At 45.4% G+C, this 25,565-nt stretch carries 26 protein-coding genes; 25 read left to right on the forward strand and 1 reads right to left on the reverse strand.

Annotated features, from left to right (window positions below):
* Positions 1–52: 52 nt before the first annotated feature.
* The 22 genes from Q7V21_RS07795 (at position 53) to Q7V21_RS07900 (ending at position 21,274) form a co-directional block, all read left to right on the forward strand.
* On the forward strand, positions 53–886 hold the full coding sequence (locus Q7V21_RS07795) for a flagellin (protein ID WP_304916747.1): 834 nt from the start codon (positions 53–55) through the stop codon (positions 884–886).
* A 67-nt stretch (positions 887–953) separates the two neighbouring features.
* On the forward strand, positions 954–1,355 hold the full coding sequence (locus tag Q7V21_RS07800) for a flagellar protein FlaG (RefSeq protein WP_304916748.1): 402 nt from the start codon (positions 954–956) through the stop codon (positions 1,353–1,355).
* A gap of 47 nt (positions 1,356–1,402) precedes the next feature.
* Entirely contained in the window at positions 1,403–2,770 is a 1,368-nt protein-coding gene (gene fliD, locus Q7V21_RS07805; RefSeq protein ID WP_304916749.1) for a flagellar filament capping protein FliD, read from the forward strand.
* Between the two features lie 30 nt (positions 2,771–2,800).
* Positions 2,801–3,190 (forward strand): flagellar export chaperone FliS, encoded by a 390-nt coding sequence (gene fliS / locus Q7V21_RS07810; RefSeq protein ID WP_084003048.1) that lies wholly within the window; start codon positions 2,801–2,803, stop codon positions 3,188–3,190.
* A 6-nt stretch (positions 3,191–3,196) separates the two neighbouring features.
* Complete coding sequence (locus tag Q7V21_RS07815; RefSeq protein ID WP_304916750.1) at positions 3,197–3,514, forward strand: flagellar protein FliT; 318 nt, start codon at positions 3,197–3,199, stop codon at positions 3,512–3,514.
* 139 nt (positions 3,515–3,653) lie between these two features.
* Positions 3,654–5,141, forward strand: coding sequence for a sigma-54 dependent transcriptional regulator (locus Q7V21_RS07820; RefSeq protein ID WP_304916751.1), 1,488 nt, complete (start codon positions 3,654–3,656; stop codon positions 5,139–5,141).
* 126 nt (positions 5,142–5,267) lie between these two features.
* Complete coding sequence (locus Q7V21_RS07825) at positions 5,268–6,443, forward strand: PAS domain-containing sensor histidine kinase (protein WP_304916752.1); 1,176 nt, start codon at positions 5,268–5,270, stop codon at positions 6,441–6,443.
* A complete protein-coding gene (locus Q7V21_RS07830) occupies positions 6,440–7,825 on the forward strand; it encodes a sigma-54 dependent transcriptional regulator (RefSeq protein WP_304916753.1) in 1,386 nt (461 codons plus the stop codon). The genes Q7V21_RS07825 and Q7V21_RS07830 overlap by 4 nt, the downstream gene beginning before the upstream one ends.
* A 44-nt stretch (positions 7,826–7,869) precedes the next feature.
* Positions 7,870–8,202: a flagellar hook-basal body complex protein FliE gene (gene fliE / locus Q7V21_RS07835; protein ID WP_304916754.1), complete on the forward strand. Its 333-nt coding sequence runs from the start codon at positions 7,870–7,872 to the stop codon at positions 8,200–8,202.
* 29 nt (positions 8,203–8,231) lie between these two features.
* A complete protein-coding gene (gene fliF / locus Q7V21_RS07840) occupies positions 8,232–9,920 on the forward strand; it encodes a flagellar basal-body MS-ring/collar protein FliF (RefSeq protein ID WP_304916755.1) in 1,689 nt (562 codons plus the stop codon).
* Complete coding sequence (gene fliG, locus Q7V21_RS07845; protein ID WP_304916756.1) at positions 9,920–10,933, forward strand: flagellar motor switch protein FliG; 1,014 nt, start codon at positions 9,920–9,922, stop codon at positions 10,931–10,933. The genes fliF and fliG overlap by 1 nt, the downstream gene beginning before the upstream one ends.
* Entirely contained in the window at positions 10,920–11,606 is a 687-nt protein-coding gene (locus Q7V21_RS07850; protein ID WP_304916757.1) for a flagellar assembly protein FliH, read from the forward strand. The genes fliG and Q7V21_RS07850 overlap by 14 nt, the downstream gene beginning before the upstream one ends.
* Positions 11,593–13,011: a flagellar protein export ATPase FliI gene (gene fliI / locus Q7V21_RS07855; RefSeq protein WP_304916758.1), complete on the forward strand. Its 1,419-nt coding sequence runs from the start codon at positions 11,593–11,595 to the stop codon at positions 13,009–13,011. Before Q7V21_RS07850 ends, fliI begins: the two co-directional genes overlap by 14 nt.
* Before the next feature lie 37 nt (positions 13,012–13,048).
* A complete protein-coding gene (gene fliJ / locus Q7V21_RS07860; RefSeq protein WP_304916759.1) occupies positions 13,049–13,492 on the forward strand; it encodes a flagellar export protein FliJ in 444 nt (147 codons plus the stop codon).
* Between the two features lie 136 nt (positions 13,493–13,628).
* Positions 13,629–13,949, forward strand: coding sequence for a lipid asymmetry maintenance protein MlaB (locus Q7V21_RS07865; protein ID WP_304916760.1), 321 nt, complete (start codon positions 13,629–13,631; stop codon positions 13,947–13,949).
* Position 13,950: 1 nt separating this feature from the next.
* Complete coding sequence (locus tag Q7V21_RS07870) at positions 13,951–14,313, forward strand: response regulator (protein WP_304916761.1); 363 nt, start codon at positions 13,951–13,953, stop codon at positions 14,311–14,313.
* Positions 14,314–14,324: 11 nt separating this feature from the next.
* A complete protein-coding gene (locus Q7V21_RS07875) occupies positions 14,325–16,214 on the forward strand; it encodes a chemotaxis protein CheA (RefSeq protein ID WP_304916762.1) in 1,890 nt (629 codons plus the stop codon).
* Positions 16,215–16,216: 2 nt separating this feature from the next.
* Positions 16,217–16,675 carry a chemotaxis protein CheW gene (locus tag Q7V21_RS07880; protein WP_304916763.1) on the forward strand — a complete coding sequence of 153 codons (459 nt, stop codon included), beginning with the start codon at positions 16,217–16,219 and terminating at the stop codon, positions 16,673–16,675.
* A 3-nt stretch (positions 16,676–16,678) separates the two neighbouring features.
* Positions 16,679–17,395: a ParA family protein gene (locus Q7V21_RS07885; protein WP_304916764.1), complete on the forward strand. Its 717-nt coding sequence runs from the start codon at positions 16,679–16,681 to the stop codon at positions 17,393–17,395.
* Entirely contained in the window at positions 17,395–18,741 is a 1,347-nt protein-coding gene (locus tag Q7V21_RS07890) for a globin family protein (RefSeq protein ID WP_304916765.1), read from the forward strand. The genes Q7V21_RS07885 and Q7V21_RS07890 overlap by 1 nt, the downstream gene beginning before the upstream one ends.
* Positions 18,742–18,823: 82 nt before the next feature.
* Positions 18,824–20,041 carry a flagellar hook-length control protein FliK gene (locus Q7V21_RS07895; protein ID WP_304916766.1) on the forward strand — a complete coding sequence of 406 codons (1,218 nt, stop codon included), beginning with the start codon at positions 18,824–18,826 and terminating at the stop codon, positions 20,039–20,041.
* Between the two features lie 39 nt (positions 20,042–20,080).
* On the forward strand, positions 20,081–21,274 hold the full coding sequence (locus Q7V21_RS07900; RefSeq protein ID WP_304916767.1) for a methyl-accepting chemotaxis protein: 1,194 nt from the start codon (positions 20,081–20,083) through the stop codon (positions 21,272–21,274).
* A gap of 46 nt (positions 21,275–21,320) precedes the next feature.
* Here the strand turns inward: Q7V21_RS07900 and pyrF are convergent, their stop codons facing one another.
* On the reverse strand, positions 21,321–22,013 hold the full coding sequence (pyrF, locus tag Q7V21_RS07905; RefSeq protein WP_304916768.1) for an orotidine-5'-phosphate decarboxylase: 693 nt from the start codon (positions 22,011–22,013) through the stop codon (positions 21,321–21,323).
* A gap of 123 nt (positions 22,014–22,136) precedes the next feature.
* Between pyrF and tgt the strand changes: the two genes are divergently transcribed.
* From tgt to secD, 3 genes are all read left to right on the forward strand, one after another.
* On the forward strand, positions 22,137–23,243 hold the full coding sequence (gene tgt, locus Q7V21_RS07910) for a tRNA guanosine(34) transglycosylase Tgt (RefSeq protein WP_304916769.1): 1,107 nt from the start codon (positions 22,137–22,139) through the stop codon (positions 23,241–23,243).
* A gap of 74 nt (positions 23,244–23,317) precedes the next feature.
* The gene (yajC, locus tag Q7V21_RS07915) at positions 23,318–23,650 is read left to right on the forward strand and encodes a preprotein translocase subunit YajC (RefSeq protein WP_304916770.1); all 333 of its coding nucleotides are present in this window, start codon (positions 23,318–23,320) and stop codon (positions 23,648–23,650) included.
* A 49-nt stretch (positions 23,651–23,699) separates the two neighbouring features.
* Entirely contained in the window at positions 23,700–25,556 is a 1,857-nt protein-coding gene (secD, locus tag Q7V21_RS07920; RefSeq protein ID WP_304916771.1) for a protein translocase subunit SecD, read from the forward strand.
* The last annotated feature ends 9 nt before the right edge of the window (positions 25,557–25,565 follow it).

Below are 25,565 nucleotides of genomic sequence, written 5' to 3' on the forward strand. Positions count from 1 at the left end.
GTCCGCCATGTTTAGTGGGGCAAAATGCCCTTAAAAGCCTAGGAGAATTCTCATGGCGGTTATTGTTAACTCGAATCTGGCATCTTTAAATGCACAGCGTAATCTTGAATCATCACAAAGCAGTCTGAATCAATCACTGCAGCGTTTATCATCTGGTCTGCGTATTAATAGCGCAAAAGATGATGCCGCAGGTCTGTTCATCGCTGAACAGCTGACTCGTGATATCCGTGGTACTAACCAAGCGGTTCGTAATGCATCAGATGGTATCTCTCTCGGTCAAACTGCTGAGGGTGCATTAGGTGAAATTGGTAACAACTTACAACGTATTCGTGAACTGGCCGTACAGTCAGCTAACGCCACGACTGGTAACCGTACTGGTATCCAGGCTGAGGTGGATCAGTTAACTCAGGAAATCTCACGTATTATCCAGACTACTGAATTCGCTGGCAATGGCTTGTTGAGTGCTGTGAATTCACTGACTTTCCAAGTTGGTGCTAGTGGTGCTGCATCGAACCAGTTGTCTATTTCGACAGTAAGTATGACAGGTATTGCCGGTTATGCTTCAGCACTGGGTGCAACTGGTACAGTTGATGTAAGTACTGCAGGTGCAGCCTCAGCCGCACTATCTAATTTAAGTACTGCGCTGGACACTGTTAACCAATCACGTGCTACTTATGGTGCCCTGCAAAATCGTTTTGAAGCGGTTATTTCTAACCTGCAAAACTATGCAGAAAACTTGACAGCTGCTCGTAGCCGTATCCAAGATGCTGACTTTGCTGCTGAAACTGCTAACCTGACTCGTGCACAGATCTTGCAGCAGGCTGGTGTTTCAATCCTGGCGCAGGCGAATACTCTGCCTCAGACAGCACTTTCATTACTCGGATAAGTTACCGGGAGGCCTTCCCGGCAAATAGCCGGGAAGCGCTTACCCGATATTCTTGGAGGATGAAGGAATGACCACAAACGATTTCACAGTTAAAACTGATTCAGTGTCATTATCAACTTCTAGCAGTATTCAGCAGGGCAGTAATGTTCCTGCTGAAGTTGTTTCAGGGGTTGCCACTATGCAACGTGTTAATGTTGTTGCTCAGCCCAACGCGCTCGCCAAGCAATTGGAAGCAACGGATGAGCAATTAGCGGCGATTCAAGATCGCGTTGTCGAGCTTAATAGCTACATGCAGAGTATGAATCGTTCATTACAATTTTCAGTGGATGATCAAAGCGGCGACACTATCATTAGAGTAATTGATTCTGAAACTGATGAAGTGATCAGGCAGATCCCTGCTGAAGAATTATTAGTGCTTCGCAGCTCTCTTGAAGAGTATCGCGGCATGTTGTTGGAAATGAGGGTTTGATTGGCGTGTAATTTGCTTAAAATTACACACTAATCGGGAGCATTATCATGGCTACAATACAAGCACCAGGCATCGGTTCAGGACTAGATGTCAATGACATTGTCACACAGCTGATGGCGATTGAACGTCGGCCAATCGATAACTTAACGACAAAAAAATCATTTGTTAATGCCCAGATCAGTGCTTATGGCTCTTTAAAAAGCAAAGTTGCTGCTTTTCAGACAGCAATGACAAATCTCAATTCGCCGCAGAAATTCCAGGTTTTTAAAGCATCAAGCGGCAACGATTCTATTATGAGTACTTCGGTATCGAGCAATGCTGTTGCCGGTAATTACAATATCGAAGTGGTTAGCCTAGCTGAACGAGATAAAATTGCCACCAAAGCCTATACCGATTCCAATACTATTGTCGGCGAAGGAACGATGAATATCAGTATTGGTGCAAATAGTTTCGAATTGACCATCGATAGCAGCAATAACACACTTGCTGGTATACGTGACGCTATCAACAACGCAACTGATAATACAGGTGTTTCAGCGACCATTGTTACCGGTGATGATGGGGCTCGTTTGGTGCTATCTTCAAAAGAAACCGGTGTTGATAATGCATTGCGCATAAGTGTAACCGACGGCGATGGTAACAATACCGACGAGGATGGTTTATCTGCTTTAGCGTATAACCCGGAAGGTGGCGTGCAATTTCGTGCACCAATTTCTTCTGCACAAAATGCTTTGATTAGAGTAGATGGATTTGATGTTAGCAGTAACTCAAATACATTTACCGGAGCAATTGATGGGGTGACAATTAATGCCGCCTCAGTTGGAACAACTACATTAAGTGTTTCCCGCAACGACGAAAAAATTCTCGAATCGGTCCAGGCTTTTGCAACAGCATTTAATGCATTGCGTACTGAAATTAATAATCAGCGTAAAGGTCAGCTTGAGGCAGATAGCACTTTATTAACACTTGAGCGGCAAATATTTGATGTATTAAATGCCGGTACATCTATTGATGGATCATCATTTAGTTATCTGATTGAAGCGGGTGTATCAATCAATAAGCAAGGTGTAATGGAGGTCGATTCGGATCGTATCACTGAAATCATGAATAATGATTTTGATTCGTTTGTAAATTTATTTGCCTCTGAAAGCGGCGGTTTTGCCGCTAAATTGTCTACTCTTGCCAATGGTTGGTTAGCCACAAATGGGTTGATTGACTCCCGGGAAGAAGGTTTGAAGACTCAGGTCAAGGGGATGGATGAGCAAATTTTACGGATGGAAGATCGGATGATTTCCGTAGAGGCCAGAATTCGTGCACAATTCAGTGCATTGGATACGCTTGTGAGCAGCCTGAACAATACATCGAGCTTTTTAACGCAACAACTGGCTTCATTGAATAATAGTAGAAATAATTAACACAGAGCTAAACTTAGGATGATGCAAAACATGATCAATAAAAAAGCGCTGGAAGGTTATGGCCGAGGCGCGGTGGCGTCAGAGGTGAATTTCGCCTCCCCGCATCGTATTATTCAGATGTTGATGGAAGGTGCTTTATCAAAAATTGCAACCGCCAAAGGCTGTATTGCTCGTAATGATATTGCAGAAAAAAGCAGGCAGATTACTTGGGGCATGAATATTATCCAAGGCTTACGGACCAGTCTTGATGCTCAAAAGGGTGGTGAAGTTGCAGCAAATCTTGACTCACTTTATGAATATATGGGCCGACGTTTATTAGAAGCCAACGTGACGAATGATGTTGCTATCCTCGATGAAGTCAGTAGCTTACTGATGGAAGTTAAAGCCGGTTGGGATAACATCCCTGCTGAATATCACTGATTAACAATGTCATCTCCACAAGAAAAACTTAAAACACTGAAACAGGCATCAGAGCTTACCCAAACGATGCTGGAGTTAGCCAAACAGCAAAAATGGGAAGACCTCGATCCAATAGAGAAACAGAGACAGCTTTTATTGCAGGCTGTATTTCCCCTTGCCGAGGATTTCTCAGAGATTGAGGGATTGACTACCGAGCTAGAGTCACTCATTGATATCAACAATCAACTTATTGCGCATTGCCAACAAGGGAAGCATTCCCTGCAATTACAATTGCGCGATGCCAAGTTCACTCAAAAAGCCGTAACTGCTTATCAATCCAATTAGTTAGCACGTTTGCCTCGGTAAACGTTCCAGAGCAGGGTGTCATTTTTTTGACAACCTACTTTAAAGTGCTTAACTTGATTTAACAAACCCTTACAGTTAGACCGGCGGGCTCAGAGTAGCCTTGTCTTCAGGAGCAGTTATGAACGCGTGTAATATCTTGGTGATAGATATTGATCCACAACGCCGAGAAACACTTTCCACGCTTATAGCGTTTGTGAATTGCCACGCTGTGGTAGTGAAAAACATGGAAAGTTGGTTTGAGAATATTGGTGATTTAAATGATATCGCGATGGCACTGGTAGGAGATTGCGGCGGCGCTAGTCAGACCAAACAATTGCTCCGTGAACTGGTTAACCACGAGGCCAGAGTGCCGGTCTTTACCCTTGGCTATCCGCAAAATCCTGTAAGCGAGTTTCCGGGTACGATCGGTGCTCTAAGTTATCCTGTCAAATATCCTCAGTTAAATAATGCGTTACAGCAAGCAAATGTTTATCGGAATCAGACTGATAACACGCTGGAAACCGAACCTCTGTTTCGTTCACTGGTTGGCAACAGTTTAAAGATGAAACGGGTTCAGAAAATGATTCAGCAAGTGTCAGATTCTGAAGCCAATGTGCTGATTTTAGGGGAGTCAGGAACGGGTAAGGAAGTGGTAGCGCGTAATCTGCATTATTTTTCTTCTCGACGCGAAAAACCTTTTGTCCCGGTAAATTGTGGAGCCATTCCTGGTGAACTTCTTGAAAGCGAGTTATTCGGTCATGAAAAGGGCGCATTTACTGGAGCGATAACGGCTCGTAAAGGGCGTTTTGAAATGGCTGAAGGTGGCACGCTGTTTCTTGATGAAATTGGCGATATGCCTCTACCGATGCAGGTTAAATTGTTAAGGGTACTGCAAGAAAGAACCTTTGAACGTGTGGGTAGCAATAAAACACAAAAAGCTAATGTCAGGGTCATTGCGGCTACTCACCGAAATTTAGAAACCCACATCGATGATGGTCGTTTCCGGGAAGATCTGTTTTATCGTCTGAATGTTTTTCCTATTGAAATGCCCGCATTACGTGATCGTCCCGAGGATATTCCATTACTGATCCATGAGCTGACACAGCGTATTGAACATGAAAATCGTGGGGCTGTGCGATTTACTCCGGCCGCTATTGCTTCTTTATGTCGATATAGTTGGCCTGGCAATGTTCGCGAACTGGCGAATGTCGTCGAGCGCTTAGTTATTTTATATCCGTATGGCACGGTGGACTTTGATGATCTACCGGAAAAATATCAGATTGAAGGGGAGCCTCTGGCGGAGATTATCACTGATGCTATTTCTGCGCGTCCTGAAACAGCAAACGTATTAAAAGTAACCGCTAAGGCAGGATTTTCCGAGGCTGCACATCAGATCAATGGTTACCACCCTGTAGATGAAAGTTTGACGAAGCTGGATACCCTTCCCGAAAATGGACTTGATTTACGGGAGCACTTGGCGAATCTGGAATATTTACTGATTAAACAGGCTTTGGATGAGGCGGCCGGGGTGGTCGCACATGCTGCCAGCCGTTTAAAAATGCGCCGTACAACGCTGGTTGAGAAAATGCGAAAATACGGTATTCAGCGCGATATTGAAACAAGCTAAGCAAAGCGCCTGAAATTTGACTCGGAAATTAAATTATTTAATTTAACCTGTTGATTTTTAATAAATAAAAAACAGGGCATACATTTTGCTAAACCACTATTGAAACCCTTTAGTGGAGCAAACTAGATGAATCTGCAATGGCCTGAATCCTCTCCGGCGAGTGAAAGCCCCTTATCGTTAAAAACCATTCAGCGCGCAGCTGCGTTTGTTGAAAATCGTCCAGTATGGACGCCACCTGTTACCCAGCCCAAAACATCGACTTCAGAAAGTCGCATTGCTGATCGTCTTAGCAGTTTACTGGCAGTCATCCCAGGTGGTGTAGTGGTAATCGATGGTTCTGGTTTAGTTCAAGATTGTAATCAGGTGGCTATTAATCTGTTGGGTGAGCCATTAACTGGACAACGCTGGATTGATGTCATCAAGCGTGCATTTAAACCCCGTGAAGATGATGGTCATGATGTTTCACTGGCTGACGGACGTCTGGTCCATATTTCTACCAGCCCGCTGGATAAAGAACCAGGCCAGATTATCCTGCTTCAGGAAGTCACCGAAACCCGTCAACTACAACGTAAAGTTGCTCATTTGCAGCGATTATCGGCAATGGGGGAAATGGCAGCTCGTCTTGCCCATCAAATTCGTACACCGCTATCTTCTGCCACCTTATATCTGGCACCGCTACTCAAACCTGAAACCGAACAGGCAACTCAACTAAAGTTTGCGCGCCGCTTACATGACAGTCTGAGTCATATGGAACAATTGGTTCGTAATATGTTGGCTTTTTCCCGCGGTGACATGAACAGTACGGCACCCGTCAATGTAAGCGAGTTATTAGATGAGCTGGTACAACAGTTTATTGCTCAACCCGAAAGCGAACCGCTCAATGTTCAAGTCATTAATCAGGTAAATGATGGTTATGTCTATGGCAGCCAGCCGGCGTTAGTCAGTGCGTTGAATAACTTACTTAACAATGCCCGCCAGGCCTGTGGTGAGTCAGGAAAAATAACGATACACGCTGATTATGCCGAAGAAGAACAGCAGCAATTTATCGAAATCAGTATCGAAGATAATGGTGACGGTATTGCAGAGGCAGACTACGACAAGATCCTGCAACCTTTCTATACCACACGTTCAGCCGGAACCGGTCTTGGTTTAGCGGTTGTGCAATCTGTTGCCCGTGCACACAAAGGTATGTTGTGGCTGGATAGTGAACAAGGTGTGGGCAGTACCTTTTGTCTGCGGTTACCGGTTTATCGCCCAATGAATATGGCTCAGGAATCAATGCAATCAGGAGTGAAGTCATGACACAGTCAATGATTATGGTGGTGGAAGATGATGCAAATTTACGCATTGCCTTATGTGACACACTTGAACTGGCGGGTTATCAAGTTACTGCAACCGATCATGGGCAGAAAGCCTTGGACAAACTGGCAAATGAACCGATTGGATTATTGTTGAGTGATTTGCAAATGCAACCGATGGATGGGCATACCTTATTGAAAAAAGCCCGTGCCATGTTGCCTTCTTTGCCAGTGGTGATGATGACAGCATACGGTTCCGTGCAAAGTGCTGTGGAAGCAATGCATGAAGGCGCTTGCGACTATCTTATGAAGCCATTTGAAGCTGATGATTTGCTGCAGCGAGTACAACGTTATGTGCGTACGCTGCCAGCCAGCGATGATATGGTGGCAGTTGCCAAATCATCAGTCGATTTGCAGTCATTGGCAAGACGTGTCGCCGAGACCGATGCCACCGTTTTAATCAATGGTGAAAGTGGTACCGGTAAAGAAGTTCTGGCGCGTTTCATTCACCGTCATTCATCTCGCAAAGATGGCCCCTTTGTGGCCATTAACTGTGCCGCCATTCCGGAATCGATGCTTGAAGCAACATTATTCGGTTATGAAAAAGGTGCATTTACCGGTGCTGCACAGGCCTATGCCGGTAAATTTGAACAGGCCAATCAAGGCACAATTTTGCTCGATGAAATTACCGAAATGGATATTTCATTGCAGGCTAAATTACTGCGGGTATTACAGGAGCGTGAAGTCGAACGCTTGGGTGGACGTAAAACCTTAGCGCTGGATGTTCGTGTATTGGCAACAACCAATCGCACCTTAAGGGAAGAAGTCAAAGCCGGTCGGTTCCGCGAGGATTTATTCTACCGTTTAAACGTTTTCCCACTGCAGCTGTTGCCATTGCGAGATAGATCAGAAGATATTGTGCCGTTGGCACAACAGCTATTGGAACGTCATTGTCAGCATAGCGGCAGAGTTGCTCCGCACTTTGATCATGAAGCCCAGATTAAGTTGGCCCAGCATAGCTGGCGGGGCAATGTCCGTGAATTAGATAACGTGATTCAACGTGCACTGATTTTACAGAGTGGATCACTTATCAAGGCTGACGATTTGGCTTATGAAGTGATGGGGGGCACACAACAAATGGATGATGTCGTAAAACCGGCACCGATAATGCCAATTAATGAGCCGGAAACCTTGAAAGACAACACTGATGACTTACGCAGCCATGAACAGCGTCATATTCTCGACATATTGGCGAAACATCGTGGTAGTCGACGTGAGACAGCAAAAGAATTAGGCATCAGTGAACGTACGTTACGCTACAAGATTTCTCGCTTTCGTGAACAAGGCGTTGCTATTCCCGGAAAATTTGGCAAGAAGTCTGCATAAGCTATTTAAGTTCAACATAAGTATTACAAAGCGAGAACATACCCATGATAAAAGCCATTGATCCGAACCAGTTGCTAACCCAAATGCGGGCCATGCAAACGCAGGCTAACCAAGCTGCGCCGATGCCGGCAGAGCAAAATTTGTCCAGTGGCCGGGTCGATTTTGCCAATCTGATGAAAAATGCAGTGGATCAGGTAAATCAAACGCAACAAACGTCAAACCAGTTAAAAACCTCGTTTGAGTTAGGTGACCCAAGCGTTAATTTGACTGATGTGATGATTGCTTCGCAAAAAGCCAGCGTAGCTTTTGATGCTACGGTTCAGGTACGTAATAAGCTGATCGAGGCTTATCAAGAAGTCATGAGAATGTCGATTTAATGGCGTTGGTTTAACTGAAGAGCTGAAATATGGAAAATGCACCCGCTACCAAAATAAACACATTTGCTGCCAACACACCGTTGGCGGTGATGCAGAATAATATTTCCCGTCAGCCAATCACTAAACAGATCATGTTTTTACTGGCTATTGCTGCCAGTATCGCTGTGGGCGGGTATATTTTTATGTGGTCGCAAACACCTTCATATCAGGTGTTGTTTTCAGGGATGGAAGCACAGGAATCCTCAGAGGTTGCTACTGTATTACAGCAGATGAAAATCAATTATAAACTGGACCCAACTTCAGGAGCATTGCTGGTTCCAGCTGCGGATGTGCAAGGTTTACGCTTACGCCTGGCGGCAGAAGGATTGCCACGCAGCAGTGCTCAAGGCATGGAGATCCTCAGTCAGGAACAAGGTTTTGGCACCAGCCAGTTTATTGAGCAAGCACGTTATCAGCGGGCTATGGAACAGGAACTGGCCCGCTCTGTATCAGAATTACAGAATGTCCGTAGCGCCCGCGTACATTTGGCCATTCCAAAACAATCTGTATTTGTTCGTGAACGTAAACCGCCTACAGCATCCGTTGTAGTTAATCTTTACGCAGGCAGAACATTGGAGCGTGGGCATATCGCGGCAATTACCCATATGGTGGCTGCCAGCGTACCGAATATGAAAAGCTTGGATGTAACCGTAGTCGATCAGCGCGGTAATTTGCTCAGTCAGCCAGAACGCAGCAGCAGTATGGCGTTAAGTGATACACAGCTTGAGTTTACCCAGAAGCTGGAACAGTTGTATATCAGTCGTATCGAAGATATTTTAACGCCTATCGTTGGTATGAACGGGGTGCGGGCACAGGTTGTGGCTGATGTAGACTTTACTGTTACCGAACAAACACAGGAAAGTTACAACCCGGATCTGGCAGCCTTACGCAGCGAACAACTGGCAGAAGAAGAACGTGTCGGTGGACTGGGGCCGATGGGCATACCAGGTGCATTAACCAATCAACCTCCTGGTGGTGGTATTGCTCCGGAGCAAGCTGTTCAGGAAAATGTTGGGGCTGATGGTGAGGTAGTAACTAATACAGTGACTCCTGGCTCAAGTGCCCGCCGTAGTACTCGTAATTTCGAATTGGATCGCACTATCAGTCATAGTCGTCTCGCTCCGGGGTCTATCCGTAAGCTGAGTGTTGCAGTGCTGGTTGATGAACCGACTTCGGCAGATGCTGAAGGTAACGTGATCACCACGCCTTTGAGCGATGCACAAATGGCACGTATTAATACATTGGTCATGGATGCCATCGGTTTTAATATGGCTCGTGGCGATAGTTTAAATGTGGTCAGTGCGCCTTTCGTGACTCCTATCGAAGCTGAGCCCCTGCCTGCTATTCCATTATGGGAGCAGCCATGGGTTTGGGAAATCGGTAAACAGGTATTAGGTGCGCTGGTAGTGTTATTCCTGATTTTTGGTTTGATTCGTCCAGCCTTCAGAGATTTAAATAAATCACCTGACAAACAGCTAGCGAATCAATCCGGTGATGCCGATGGCATGACTGCAGAGCAAGTTTTGGCTGCAAGTAGTAAAAACGGTGAAGATATTGCTAAACTGACGACTGGTTCTGAGCGCGTTGAACAGCATTTGACTAATATTCGTAGCTTAGTACAACAGGACCCTGCGCTAGTGGCGCAAGTGGTTAAAAACTGGGCAGCGAGTGATGCATAATGGCCGAACAACCCCGTAAATTAACAGGTACTGAAAAAGCTGCTGTATTTCTCCGCTCTATCGGCGAGGAAGAGGCTGCCCAGGTGCTCAAGCATATGGGGCCCAAAGAAGTTCAGAAAATTGGTCAGGCTATGGCGACATTGACCAATGTAACGCGGGTTGAAGTTGAAACTGTTCTGGACAACTTTGTCACTACCGTTGAACAAGAGACTGGCCTTGGAATAGGCTCCCATGATTATGTTCGTAAAATGCTGGTGGGGGCTTTGGGTGAAGAGCGTGCTGGGGGATTGCTGGACAGAATTCTTTCTGGTGGCAATACCAATGGCCTGGAACAGTTAAAATGGATGGATGCACGTGCTATCTATGAAGTGATCCGTCTGGAACATCCACAAATCATCGCGATAGTCTGTTCATTTCTGGATCCCGATCAAGCTGCTCAAGTATTGAGTATGTTCCCCGAACGTGATCAGGCAGCGATTCTGCTTCGCGTTGCAACTTTAGATGGTGTGCAACCCGCTGCCCTGAATGAACTCAATGAAATTCTCGAAAAACAATTCAGTGGCAACACCGGCGGGCAGACAGCAACGGTTGGCGGACCTAAAACAGCAGCGGATATTCTCAACTTTGTTGAAGGCAGCCGTGAAGCCGCTATCATGGAAAAAATCAAAGAAGCAGAGCCGGATCTGGGGCAGAATATCGAAGATCTGATGTTTGTCTTTGATAATTTAATAGATGTTGATGATCGCGGTATGCAGACGTTGATGCGTGAGATTCAAACCGATCAGTTACAACTGGCGCTCAAAGGTGCCGACGAAAATCTTAAAGAGAAATTTCTCAAAAATATGTCTCAACGTGCAGCAGAAATGCTACGTGATGATCTCGAGGCCATGGGACCCGTGCGTGTCAGCGATGTTGAAGCCGCACAAAAATCCATTTTGGCTACCGCACGGATGCTATCCGATAAAGGTGATATTGCTTTAGGAAGCGCTGGTGGCGGTGATGACTTCATCTGATGATCTTTTTACCACCCAGCATTCCAATGTTTTATCCGCCGAAGAATTAGCGAATGCCTATGAACGCTGGGAAGTCCCCCGCGTGGTATCTGTGTCAGATGTTGACGCTGAGAATGCTAATCCGTTAACGGTTGAAGCCATAGAAGCGGTTCAACAAGCCGCCCAGGAAGAAGGCTTTAAACTTGGCTATGATGAAGGCTTTCAACAAGGACAAGAGGCAGGATTGAAAGCCGGTGAAGCTGAGATTCTGCAACAAGCCCAACAATGGAAAGCGTTAATAGACAGTTTGCATACTCCACTTAAAGCAGTTGACACACTGGTTGAGCAGGATTTGCTCTCCATGCTCAGTCTGCTGGCGCGACAAATGATTTATCAAGAAATTCGCCAGCGACCTGAGCTGGTGTTAACAGCAGTTCGTGAAGCGTTGGCAGTATTACCGGTCAGCGACCGTCAACTCAAGGTCTATCTGAATCCAGAAGATATGGAGCTGGTCAAAAACGGTTTGAAACTTGATGAGGATACCGGCTGGCAATGGTATGAAGATCCATTGGTTAGCCGCGGCGGTGCAAAATTAGTGACCGCAGATACTACCATTGATGCCACTGTAGAAACACGACTCAATAATTTGATATCTCGCTTATTGAGCCAAGAAAACCAGCATGAATCCAGCTGACCCATATAACCGTTCTCTGGCTTTGCAACAACGTATGCAACAGCATCGGGAGCGCTTGGCGGCAGATCATGAAACCCCGATTACCGTTGAGGGTCGATTAACCCGGATGGTAGGACTGACTTTGGAAGCTGTAGGGTTTCAGGCTTCTGTTGGTAGTCGCTGTGAAATCTATTCCCCTGGCCGCGAACCGGTAGAAGCAGAAGTCGTCGGCTTTCATGATGAAACACTTTATCTGATGCCTACAGGCAATATACGTGGTTTGGTGCCAAATGCCCGAGTTAGACCTATTCGCAGTGACTCACAAGTACCAGTCGGCGAAGCTCTATTGGGGCGAGTTGTGGACGGTGCCGGAAAACCATTGGATGGCCGTGGCCCGCTCAAAGTAAAAGATAAAGTTCCGTTGCATGGAAACATCGTCAACCCTTTGTCACGAGCGCCGGTAAGGCAGCACCTTGATGTCGGAGTTCGGACAATTAACGCCTTAATGACGGTTGGGCGTGGTCAACGTATGGGATTGTTTGCTGGTAGTGGTGTGGGCAAGAGTGTTTTGCTGGGCATGATGACCCGGTTCACCGAAGCAGATGTGATCGTTGTGGGACTGATTGGCGAACGGGGTCGGGAAGTAAAAGAATTTATCGAAGAGATCCTTGGCGAGGAGGGATTAAAACGAGCGGTAGTCGTGGCTTCACCAGCTGATCACTCACCATTGATGCGGTTGCATGGGGCCATGTTAGCCACCAGTATTGCTGAATATTTCCGCGATCAAGGTAAACAGGTTTTGTTGTTAATGGACTCGTTAACACGGTTTGCTCAGGCGCAGCGTGAAATTGCCTTAGCCGTTGGCGAACCCCCTGCGACCAAAGGTTATCCTCCTTCAGTGTTTTCATTATTACCGCAATTGGTGGAGCGTGCAGGTAACGGTGAAGTCGGCGGCGGGGCTATAACGGCAATTTATACCGTGCTTACTGAAGGTGATGATCAGCAGGATCCTGTGGCAGATGCGGCTCGTGCCATTCTGGATGGACATATCGTGTTATCCCGGCAGTTAGCAGAAGCCGGTCATTATCCAGCCATTGACGTTGAAGCTTCTATCAGTAGGGTTATGCCGCAGGTGGTGGATGCCAAACACTTACAACTTGCGCAACAATTCAAACAAATTTATGCCACTTATCGACAGAATCAGGATCTGATTACCATTGGGGCATATCAGACTGGCAGCGATCGCCATATTGATGAGGCGATTAATCGTTTTCCGGCATTATCAGCAATGTTGAAACAGAACATGGATGTGGCGCATGATTGGAACAGCAGTCTCCAGGCATTACAAAAACTGTCTTTTGGTCAGATGAGCCATCAACCGCAATTAACCGGACAGCTGATGGCGGCGGAGCAGCGTAATTTCTAACACGGTTTAATGTGTTTCAAGTGGACGATAAAGTGATATGACTCGGGCAACTAAACTGATTCCAGTAATCGAAATGGCCGGTCGAGAAACAGATAAGGCCATGCAAAGCCTTGTTCAGGCCAATAACGTTTTAGAGCACGAACGCAATCAGCTCAACGATTTATTGCGCTATCGGGAAGAATATCTACAACAATTTCGCCAAGGAGATGCGTTGCAGATGAGTGCACGCAAAGCCATTGACTTAAGATCATTTCTAGCTCAGTTAGATCACGCAATTCGTTTGCAGCAAAGTCATGTTGAACGCTGTTTTGTTCAAACCCAACAACAGCAGCAGTTATGGCTGAAAGCCCGCAACAAACAACGTTCAATTGAATCTCTCAAAGAGCGTTATCAAACAGAAGACGAGCAACGCCAGCAAAAACAGGAACAACGACTGGCCGATGAACATACCGCCATGCTCTGGGCACGCAAACATAAATAAACACTGGCATAGTCTCTGCATTACCCCATAAAAAGTGGACAATATTTGTATTACTGCGGTTTTATACCGTTAGCAAGCGGAGATATTTGTCCTTAACTGGGGGCTGAACGGCAAAAATTGTTATGTGAAAACCAAAATGATGAATAAAACCATGACGACATTGGATTGTGGACAGCAGCTAAGCATTATCCAGCTTGAGCAATGGTATTTGCGTTGTTTGAAAATAGTGCTCGCAGAAGAAAGTGTCTTGATCGATGTCAGCCGTATCCAAAAAATTGATACGGCAGCACTGCAATTACTTTATCAGTTCCATATACAGGCACAGCAGGTGGGAATTCAGGTGCTCTGGTCCGACATCAGTGAACACTTTCAGGATGCCATCAGCCTATCCGGATTGGTTTTTACGATGGAGCATCAGGCTTCGTCAACAGGCATAAATGCAATGGAGAAAAACTAGAATGGCCAGGATTTTAGTCGTGGATGACTCGCCTTCATTGAGACAAATGCTGCAAATTATTTTGCAAAATTCGGGTCACGATGTGATGTGCGCTGAGGATGGGAAACAGGCTATTGAAATGGTCTCAGAAGCACAGTTTGACATGATCTTAAGTGACTTTAATATGCCACAGCTGACGGGGCCTGAATTCATTTCGAAACTTCGTCAATTACCCCAGTATCGATTTACACCAGTCTTGCTGTTAACCACCGAAACGGACGAAGAGAAAAAACAGCTTGGCCGAGATGCCGGAGCCAGCGGTTGGCTGAAAAAGCCTTTTGATCCGGAACAGTTGGTGGTCACGGTTAATTCATTGCTGAATTAATCTGGATACTGATGATTCCTTCCTTATCTTCTGCATCGGCGGCTTTTCATGAAGAAGCGCTGGAAACGTTACGGCAAATTGAAGCGTGGGTCTTAACGTCACTGGAGACACCGTCAGCAGGAATGGATCAGCAACTGGAAACCTTGAGACTTTTACATTCTTTAAAAGGGACTGCCGCCAGTTTTGGGGATGAATCAATCGCTCAGGTTTGTCATGCCATAGAAAATGTTTTAGCTAATAAAACTCAGCTAACCGCCAAAGACAGTGAAGCATTGTTTATGGCAGTTGATTTTTGTCGACTCAGATTAAGTAACCCTCGGTTAACTGATGATGTCCCTGATGAGCAGCTGGATGATTGTCTCGCTAGATTGGATAGTCTGGCTGAGCATAAGCACGTTTCAGTTAATACCAATAAAGATCAGGAATTAATTGGATCGGTTTGGCAAATTGATTTTGCACCCTATCCAGAATTTTTTGAAAATGGCCATGATCCTTTGCGTATTATCAGGGCGCTGCGTACTTTAGGCCCGATAAAAGTCTCGGTATTTACCGAAAAACTGCCGGAATTTGCAGATTTTGATCCGTTCCAGTGCTATTTACGTTGGCAGATCACACTTAAAGCAGAGCTTGAATATAAACAGTTGACGGCTCAATTCGACTGGGTGAAGCACATCTGTGACGTATCGATAGATATTTTGGCATTGCCTCAGCCCAAGCGGGTTATTGAGCCAAACCGTTATAAATTGAACGAGGCTAATCTGGAAGCTTTGCTTACGGTATCCCAAAACTTACAATCCCAGTTACAACAGTCAACCGCCATTGCTCACCAGCTAAATCAGACCGATAAAACTCGTTTACTGCGACGTAACCATGCGATGAAGCGTCAGCAACAGCTGTTACAACAGCAATTGCTGCACATTGCTATGTGTCCGCTTGCTGATGCGTTTGCCAGGCTTCCCAGAATGGCTTTTGACTTGGCTAACAGGACCGCTAAACCAGTGCAGCTGAAAATGGATATTGCTCCCATTGAATTGGATAGTTTCATTGTCAATTCGCTGATAGATCCGTTGACACATTTACTGCGCAATGCGGTAGCACATGGAATTGAATCTGCTGAGCAGCGCCAACAACAAGGTAAACCCGTTACCAGTCAAATTCATATTACAGCTGAGCAAGTTGATGACTGGTTAGTGATTCGCTTTAGTGATGACGGTGCAGGGTTGGCCGAAGATAAAATCCTGGCCAAAGCCAAACAAATGGGGCTTCATGTTCAGGATTTATCTGATAAACAAAAAATCAGTGAATGGATTTTTCAATCAGGTTTTTCGACCTCTCAAGCAGTCGATGCTGTTTCCGGGAGAGGGGTTGGCTTGGATGTTGTTAAGCAACATGTGACCGATTTGGCGGGGAACATTGAATTGGTTTCTAACCCAGGCAAAGGCTGTTGTTTTAATATCCAGATCCCTGTGTTGCAATCATTGATCGATGTGCAGCTGATCCGCATAGATGATCAGACGCTCGCATTACCACTGATTAATTTAATCAATAGTTATTTATGGGATGAGAACCGGGTCGTTTGGCAGCAGGGCAAACGCTGGTTTGTTAGCGATGAGAATTATCACGTCCCATTGGTTGATATACGCAAATTTCTGCAATTGCCATATATGGAACGTGACCAACAGTCAGATTCTATCGTGCTGGTTAATGTTGAAAAACGTTTTTTTGCACTACAGGTGGATAGTTTGGCGGAGCAGGTACAGTTGTTGGTTAAATCCTTGCGTCCGCATTATCACCATGTAAATGGCATTAAAGGTATTGCGATATTACCTGACGGTGATTTGGCGTTATTGCTTGAACCGAACAAATTATTGATGTTGTTTGAAATGGTCGGTGACAAGTAAAAATGGCTCTGGAATCAAATTCAAATCAAGATATTTACCAAGTGATGATCCTCAATCACCAGCATTTTGCCGTTCCAGTTCAGAGTATTGTCAGTGTGTTGCCACTGGAAAAAACTCTCAGTTTGCCCGACACACCAGATTGGCTAACGGGAGTTGTACATATTCGCAATGCAATAGTGCCCGTGCTTAACTTAAATTTGTTATTGAAAATGGACTCGATAGCTGATGAATCCGGGCATCCGTTACTTGTTTTATTACACCATCCGCAGGACTCTCAGCGTTGGCTGGCACTGTGCGTAAGCGATATCACTCAACTGATTGACACAAAAGAGTTGGATGGAATTGATTTCAGCTCATCGTTAAATCCATTGGTTAAACATGTCGTAGATATTGATTCACAACAACTGTATTTGCTTGATATCAGTAATTTATTTGAGCACTTAATGAGGGATAAAGGTTAATTAATGGCGATGGATGGAGCAACACGCATTATCGCTGTCATGAACCAGACGCATGATGTTGGTAAAACCACTATTACAGCAAATTTAGGGGTGATTCTGGCAGAAATGGGCTACCGGGTACTGATGCTGGATTTGGATCCTCAAGCGGATTTAAGCCGTCAGTTTGAGGTACCGGAAACACAACCTGGCATGGATTGCTTGCTTAACGAGACAAGTCAGGCAAAAGAATTATTGCTGCCTTTAACCGAACGCCTCTCACTCATTGCAGCAGGCCCTGAGCTTGGCGTATTCGAGCAGCAAAAACACTCTGTTAAGCCGGGGTCAAAGCTGAAGCAATTACTTACTTCGACAATACAATCAGATGCAGATATTATTCTGATAGATTGTGCTGCGATATCAGGTTTATTAGGAACCAATGCAGTATTGGCAGCCACCGATATGTTAATTCCGGTTTCTGCAGAACATGGGGCTTTACGCGGAATGATAAAAATGTTGCCGGTATTACAACGCGTTTCAATGTTGAGAACACAATCCTTACGGTTGTGGCTGTGTTTAAATAAATTGCCGGACGGTACTGATTTTGCCTATCAGTTCGGTAGTTTACTTACCCGGTATTTTCCGAAGCGAGTATTAAAAACGGTGATATACGACAATGAGTCTGCTAATCCTGCCGATTATCAATCTTTGGCAAATGACTTGCTGATGGGAAGAGCTGACTAATGGCTAAAAATGCACTACGACACTATCAGTTAAACGAGGCGGTTGGGTTGCAAGAACACGATATCATGCTGGTAGAACAGAATTTTGCTGCATTGATGGAATTCAGCGACGCATTAGCGGAACGTTTTTATCAACGCTTGTTTACCGAATACCCTGAGATCATGCCGTTATTTAAATCGGTAACCATTGAGGGGCAGCATAAAAAGCTTTTGGCATCCATGGTGTTACTGATTCAGCATTTGCGTGATTCAGAAATGATTGAGGATTACCTGCAAGGTTTGGGAGCTCGTCATCAGCAGTACGGTGTTGAGGCATCTCATTATGAGGCGTTTATTGAAAACTGGTTGTCGGTAATTGCCGAATTTTCTGATCAAAAGTGGGATGAGCAATTACAGCAAGCCTGGCGGAATATACTTGAATATGTCGCTGAGTTGATGCAACGTCCAGTGCTTCAAGTCACTGAGAGCGGTGTTGAATATCAAACAAATAAAAACACTACACCAGAGTATGTACTTACATCATTAGCCGTTGCACAAACAGCCACCCCAATGCTGATAATCGATTCGACATTGGTGATCCGCTATCTTAATGCGGCCGCGGAAAGTCTGTTGACTGCTCATCAAACCGAACTTGAGCAGATGTTTCCCAATATAAACATCAACAGTTTGATTGGTTATCAAATGCAAAACGTCATGGACAAATTACCCTTCTCTGGCGATTTGTTCAGCAATTTTGAACAACTACCACAAAGTTTTGATTTGCATAATGCGGTGATCGATCTGAGGTTAACCATTTCAGTTCTGTATCAGCAAGATGAGGTAATGGGATTTTTGCTGGAATGTTATCCGCAGACTGCACCGCTGAATAATAAACCGCAAGCGGCGGCTGGTTCCGCGACCATCACTCCGTCTCCAAATGTTTTACCAGCACTTGAAAAAGCCTTATATGAAGTTCACTTGCACAATATCCATTTGACCAGCATGTTGCAGGAAATTGATGACGCGGTATTCGAAGCCAGTTTACTGGCATTAAATTGTTCTGTTGAAGCGGCAAAATTGGGTGAAGAAGCACGTCAGTTACGTGATTTTTCGATGGAAATTCGGGTACTCAATCAACAGCTAAGTCAATTGCTGCAACCCTTAAAAATTCATTCTGGACAACAACAGCAACAACTCAAAAACAGTATTGAACTCGCCCAGCAATTGCAACGTGATTTGTTGCAGAATCAGCATTTACAAGAATCCCGAAGCTACTATTCCATCGAACAGATAAGCCAACAATTAATTCGACAAACAGAAGCTTTGACTCAGCTTGCAAGTGTTATCAGCCAAAAGTCCTCACCGTGAAAGCAGAAGTTTGGCACAGCCATTGCTATTCAATACTTAAACGGCCGTTTTTATGCGGCTCAACAGAGTTTAAGGAAATGATATGACCCAGTTGCTGAACCTTCCGGTAATTAATGCCCCCACCGGCAATAATGCTGATAAACCGGTTACCGCCACTACAAACAGTAAGGATAATGAGGCTTTTGCATCTGAGTTAGACCGTCGCGTCAATGACACACAACCGCGTGGAAAGGATAAAACAGCCAAAGCGGATTCAACTCAGGAAGTGAAGACAGAAGATAAAGATAAAACGACCAAAGCGGAAAAAGCTGAAACGAAAGACGGCAAAAAGTTGCCGCCCGAAAAGTCTGATACCGACGCTGAAACAACGGATGGCGAGGCGGCAATAAAAATGACTGAACAAGCCAATCCACTACCGGTTTTATCCTTGGCAGATTCAAGTGAGACCGCTGTTGATAAAAAAATCTCTGATGTTGTTGCATCGGGCAACAAGACTGTCGTTCCTACTATTTCAACGGATACTGGCAAAGCGAATCAGACTGCTCAGGGACAAACAAATACTGCAGAGCTGTCGGCGACTTCAATTCGTGCGGACATCCTTCAGGCGTTGCAAAAACAAGGTACAGAGGGTGAATCTGTCGCGACAGAAAAATTCAAATCAATGATGCAAAACGCGGGTAAAATTCCACAACAAAGCAATGTGGTCAGTGCAGAAGTGATTGCCTCAATGCGTCAGCTAGAGCCGCAAACGGAACGAAGCTCAGCCACAACATTGAGTAATCCTTTGGTGTTTTCAACAACAACGGGGACGGCCACACCACCCGTAGCAGCGGCCACTGTTGGCAGCCCGCCTGTCGCATTGGATATTCAACCGCAATTGAATAATGCTGCCTGGGCTCGAGTAATGAGCAGTCGGGTAGTATGGATGGCGCGAGAAGGTGTGCAACAAGCTGAATTAAGACTGAATCCCGCCCATCTAGGGCCGGTAGAAGTTAGATTGAGCATGCAAAATGAACAGACAAGTGTCACTTTTATTGCTTCGAATGCGGCCGCAAGAGATGCTTTAGAGCAGGCTCTGCCTCGCTTACGTGAAAGCTTTATCGAAAATGGTTTAGCACTCAATCATGCCGAAGTTAGTCATCAGGAGCAATCTTCACAAGGCTCTGAGCAAGATGAACAATTGGGTGAAGATAGTAATACAGCTCAAGTTATCGTTGAAGTGGACGATAATGATGATGAAAGTACACATTTATCAGACGTTTCAACAGATAATAGTGTTGGTGTCAGTGTATTTGCTTGATAATTATAATAATGATGGACTTAGATTGGAGAGTGCGGCGTGTTTAAGTTAGAGAATTATTCGCTGAGAAAACGCATGTATATCGTAGCCGGGTTAGGCATTATCGCTTTGTTGCTGCTGGCTGGTTTGATGTTTTACATGGAGCTGAATGAATTCAGTTCGATGCAACAGCTTAAAGTCGTTGCTGGATTTGTTGTCATTGGTAGTATTTTTATCATGTTCATGGCCCACGTCATTGGGCGGTTTGGTGATAAACGGGCAACCACCCTAGTAAACGGTATCCAGAATATTAAAAAAGGTGATCTGACGCAAAAAATCGCCATCTCCGGCAAAAGTGATTTCAGCTGGATGGCATTTGAACTGGACAGTGCCCGTAAAAATGTCGCCAATCTTGTACACACATTAATCGGTGGTGTGAGTCAGCTGAACACTGCGACACAAAATATGACGATTATCAGCAAGGAAACGGTGACTGGCGTATTAAAGCAACAGGAAGAAACCGATCAAGTGGCCACAGCCATGAACGAAATGACGGCTTCTGTTCAGGAAGTTGCACGAACAGCGACCAATGCAGCCGAAGCAGCGCGCAATGCTGATAATGAAGCAAAAGCCGGTAAGCAGGTGGTATTGGAAACCATGCGCTCAATCGATACTTTAGCCAGCGAGGTTGAAAAAGCCGCCGTCACATTAAGTGAGCTTGAAGCGGATATCGGTAATATCGGTGCGATAGTTGATGTTATTCGCGGTATAACCGAACAAACTAATTTATTGGCGCTGAATGCGGCCATTGAAGCTGCCCGTGCAGGTGAGCATGGTCGTGGCTTTGCGGTTGTTGCTGACGAAGTGCGTACCTTGGCCGCCAGAACGCAATCTTCAACTCACGAAATTGAAGAAATGGTGGAACGCTTGCAGCAAGGTGCCCGTGCTGCGGTGAAAGTGATGAATGAAAGCCGTGAAAGTGCCAAAACCAGTGTGCAAAAAGCGGCAAGTGCCGGTTCAGCACTTGATTCGATTACTGCGATGATCTCCACTATGGATGAAATGAGTACGCAGATCTCAAATGCAGCAAACGAACAAAGCTCAGTTGCCGAGGATATCAATCGCGGTATCGTGAATATCAGCCAGATCGCAGATCATACTGCAGATGGTGCCAGAGCGACTTCCGAAGCAGTGGATACCTTGAGCAGTCTGTCAGCTCAATTGCAAGATGCTTCTTCCAAGTTCAAGGTTTAACCGGACAAAATTGTGTAATCAAACCCGCTCATGTAGCGGGTTTTTTTTAACGTAATTCGGTTTCAATCTCAATCAGCTTTTGCATCGGATCTGCCGCGCCAGTGATCGGGCGGCCTATAACAAGATAATGACTACCCGCCTGAATGGCCTGAGCGGGTGTCATAATGCGATGTTGATCGCCTTTGGCGCTACCAGCAGGACGAATACCAGGAGTGACTAATTGAAACTGGCTACCCAGTTCAGCTTTTAACATGGCGGTCTCATGTGCTGAACAAACCACACCGTCCAAACCATTATCAGCTGCCATCACGGCCAGTCTTAACACGGTTTCAGCAATGGTGCCCTGCAAGCCGATAGTCTCAAATGTCTCTTGATCCATGCTGGTGAGCAATGTGACACCAATTAGCAAGGGAGCATCATGATGACTGCCAATCGCTTCACGTGCCGCAGACATCATTGCCGGGCCGCCCAAAGTGTGAACATTCATCATCCAAACACCAAGGTCGGCGGCTGCAGTACAGGCTTTGGCAACGGTATTTGGTATATCGTGATATTTCAAATCCAGAAAAATATCAAAACCTTTTTGCTGGAGATTTCTTACAATTTCCGGCCCGCTGATGGTAAATAACTCTTTGCCGACTTTAAGCCGGCAACGTGTTGGATCTAATTGTTCCGCCATTGCGAGAGCGGCATTTGCATCGGAATAATCCAGTGCAACGATAATGTTTGATTGAGACATGTGGGTTTCCACTAACAAAATTGAACGCTGATCCTACCTTAACTAATAGGGTTTTGCGTCTGAATTCACTGGAACGTCGGGGATAATGCTATCCTGTGCGCCAATTTTTGATGAGTTTACACCATGAAATTTGTTACATCAGCCCAGGATGGACTCGCACGACGCGGGCAACTCAGTTTTGCTAGAGGCACCATAGAAACGCCGGCATTTATGCCAGTTGGTACCTATGGTTCAGTTAAAGCTATGACGCCGGAAGAGGTTAAGGCGACCGGTGCTGAGATTATTCTTGGTAATACCTTTCATCTGATGTTGCGCCCTGGCACCGATGTTATTCAGCGGCATGGCGACTTACACGATTTTATGCGCTGGGATAAACCCATCCTGACCGATTCTGGTGGCTTCCAGGTATTCAGTCTTGGCGATCTACGCAAAATTACCGAGCAGGGTGTGCATTTCCGTTCGCCGGTGAGTGGTGACAAGGTGTTTATGGGGCCGGAAGAGTCTATGGCTGTTCAACGTGCTTTAGGCAGTGATATTGTGATGATCTTTGATGAATGTACCCCTTATCCGGCGGATGAAAAGACCGCTGCGATTTCGATGCGCTTATCACTGCGTTGGGCAGCACGCAGTAAAATCGCCCATGGTGATAACTCCTCCGCTTTATTTGGAATTGTTCAGGGCGGCATGCATGAAGCATTACGCGATGAATCTCTGGCAGGCCTGACGGAAATCGGCTTTGATGGTTATGCCATTGGTGGTTTATCGGTAGGTGAGCCGAAAGACGATATGCTGCGAATTCTTCATCATCTCAGTGACAAAATGCCGACTGACAAACCTCGCTATCTGATGGGGGTTGGTAGACCGGAAGATTTGGTTGAGGGTGTGAGTCTTGGGGTGGATATGTTTGATTGCGTGATGCCAACGCGTAATGCCCGCAATGGACATTTGTTTGTTCATGAGGGGGTGATCAAGATCCGTAACAGTCGTCATAAAACTGACACAGGTCCGTTGGATCCTTATTGTGATTGTTACACTTGCAAGAATTACAGCCGCGCTTATCTGCATCATTTAGACCGTACTGGTGAAATGCTCGGCCCAAGGCTGAATACCATTCATAATCTGCATTATTATCAACGCTTGATGCAGCAGCTTAGAGCGGCAATCGAGTCAGGCACTTTGCAGCAGTTTCGACAGTCTTTTTATGCAATGCGCCAACAACAAGCCCAATAACGCAATTGGCTATCAGCCAGAAGTTGGCTGTGGCATAATCACTGTCTTTTATTTGTCAGTTTAGAGGAAACACGATGGATTTTCTGATTTCACCTGCTTTTGCTGAAGCTGCGGCATCACAATCTGGCTCACCAGGCTTATTGGATTTCGCTTTTCCAATCATTTTGTTGGTTTTGTTTTATGTGATGTTGATTCGTCCTCAACAAAAACGTGCTAAAGCTCACCGCACCATGCAGCAAGCACTGGCCAAAGGTGATGAAGTGGTTACCGATGGTGGTTTGATGGGAAAAATCAACGAGATCAACGACAATGCAATCAATCTACAAATCGCTGAAACGGTTGAAGTGAAAGTGCGTCGTGAATCAATCAGTTCAGTGCTTCCTAAAGGCACATTGAAAAAATTGTAAATGAGAAGAGGCTGCCGGAGAGCAGCCTTTTTGATATCTGGATCTTAAGATGAACCGATACCCCCTCTGGAAAAACCTATTGGTCGTGGCAGTCATTGTCATTGCCATTATCTATGCCATGCCAAATCTTTTTGGCGATGATCCTGCGGTGCAGGTTTCCGCTAGCAGACAAAATACTGTTGATTTGCAACTTGCAAATGAAATTGAGTCAACATTGAAGCAAGCTGAAATTCCTTACAAAGGCGTTGTGCTTGAAGAAAATCGTTTATTGATTCGTTTTACGGATGCCAATGATCAACTTAAAGCTCGTGAACTTATTCAGCAAAGCCTGAGCGCAGATGATTATATTGTGGCATTGAATTTAGCGCCCAATACACCACAAATTTTGCGCTCGATGGGTGCCAAACCAATGAACCTTGGTTTGGATTTACGTGGTGGTGTGCATTTCCTGATGGAAGTGGACATGGACACAGTGTTGAAACAATCACTTGAAGGTTACGCCAGCGATATTCGAATTTTGCTTCGCGATAAGACGATTCGTTATACGCAGGTGAATGTGAATGGTGATGTCTTGACCTTCGGGTTTCGTGAAGAAGCCGATCGTGATGCAGCTATCCGTGAAATCAATCGTGAACATAACGAGATTACTGCTGTAGCAGATGAAAACGCTGACAGACCAACTGTGGCGATTCGATTAAGCGAAGCGACAGTGCGCGAAACGCAAAGTCTGGCTTTACAGCAAAACATCACCACTTTACGTAATCGTATTAACGAACTGGGTGTTGCTGAGCCGACGGTTCAACAGCAGGGACAAGAACGGATTGTTGTTCAATTACCGGGGGTTCAGGATACGGCTCAAGCGAAAAAAATCCTAGGTGCGACGGCAACATTGGAATTTCGTTTAGTTGATTTTGAAAATGACGTTCAAGACGCTATAAATGGTCGAGTTCCAGCTAATTCCGAACTGTTCTACCATCGCGATGGCAGACCCTATCTGTTAAATAAACGCGTCATGTTGACTGGCGAACATGTTATCAATGCTGCTTCAACCATTGATGGACAAACCGGCTCACCAGCAGTATCCGTAACATTGGATGGTAAGGGGGCCCGTATCTTCAGCAATATTACCCGCGACAATATCGGCAACCCGATGGCAGTGGTATTTATTGAATCAAAAATTGAAACCCAGATTATCGATGGCGAAGAAGTCAGTGTAAGGCGTCAGCTACCTGAGATTATCAGTGTGGCGACTATCCGTGATCAGTTGGGTAAGAAGTTCCAAATTACCGGTTTAGATGGCACCACCGAAGCACGTGATTTGGCATTGTTACTTCGAGCCGGTGCGTTGGCTGCACCAATCGATATCGTTGAAGAACGGACTGTCGGGCCGAGCCTTGGACAGGAAAACATCGATCAGGGCTTTGCGTCAGTAATGATTGGTTTTGCTCTGGTACTGGTGTTTATGATTATCTGGTATCGCGTGTTTGGGGCTGTAGCTAATTTGGCTCTTGCAGCTAACCTGGTATTGATTGTTGCTTTATTGTCGATGTTGCAAGCCACACTGACCATGCCTGGTATTGCCGGTATCGTTTTGACGGTGGGTATGGCGGTTGATGCCAACGTGCTTATTTTTGAACGTATTCGTGAAGAGTTGAGATCGGGCAACAGTCCACGTGCCAGTATTGATGCCGGTTATGCGAAGGCCTTCTCTACAATTGCCGATGCGAATATTACAACGCTGATTGCTGCAATTGTACTGTTTGGCTTTGGCACCGGAACGATCAAAGGCTTTGCCGTTACGCTGACACTTGGCATCTTGACGTCAATGTTTACTGCTATTGTTGGCACTCGCATGGTTATTAACCTTATTTATGGTCGCCAACAACGACCTAAATTGTCTATTTAATTAAGGCTT

The organism is Methylophaga sp. (assembly GCF_030651745.1).